The organism is Shewanella sp. Isolate7 (genome assembly GCF_022398425.1).
Taxonomy (GTDB): Bacteria; Pseudomonadota; Gammaproteobacteria; order Enterobacterales; family Shewanellaceae; genus Shewanella.
The window spans coordinates 1-676 of the sequence record NZ_JAKEVJ010000192.1 but is presented as its reverse complement, the minus strand read 5'-3'; the positions used below and the strand labels follow the sequence as shown (position 1 = coordinate 676).

Below are 676 nucleotides of genomic sequence, written 5' to 3'. Positions count from 1 at the left end.
GCGCCGAAGCTAAGCAAGCGCGTGAAGCCAAGCAAAAGGCAGAATAAGATGCAGAAAAAAGCAGACCTATTTTCAGGCTGCTTTTTCTTTATTTTACCGTTCCTTACACAATACTTTGTTATAGTGAATTAAAATGAAAAGACACAAAGCAATAATGCCCACCGTGTACAAAGAGTACATAAAGGTGTTGGCAATGTAGTGGATTTTATACAATATCGACTTTATCACATAAGGAGAATAATCTATGACAAAAACAGTACACAAAATGGTTGTTACGGCTTTATTGGGCATGGCAAGTTTCTCTGCATTTGCCGAAACACGCGCAGTCATTGAAACCAATATGGGCAATATTGCGCTGACTTTGGACGAGAAAAAAGCACCTAAAACAGTTGCTAACTTCGTACAATATGCCGAAAAAGGCTTTTACGATAGTACCATTTTTCATCGTGTGATTGATGGTTTTATGATTCAAGGGGGTGGTTTTACATCTGATATGCTGGAAAAACCGACTGCTAAAGCGATTAATAATGAAGCAGATAATGGCTTGAAAAATACAGTTGGCACAATCGCGATGGCGCGTACTGCTGCCCCTAATGCTGCAGATAGCCAATTCTTCATCAATGTAGCAGACAATGATTACTTGAATCATCGTAGCAAAATTGCAGCAGAAGATGGC

The 676-nt window shown here is 39.5% G+C and carries 1 protein-coding gene; it reads left to right on the top strand.

Annotation, left to right across the window (positions count from 1 at the left end; translation table 11 throughout):
- Positions 1-289: 289 nt before the first annotated feature.
- Positions 290-676, top strand: a 387-nt coding sequence (locus L1D47_RS20960) for a peptidylprolyl isomerase (RefSeq protein WP_239886643.1), incomplete at its 3' end; no start/stop codon positions are given.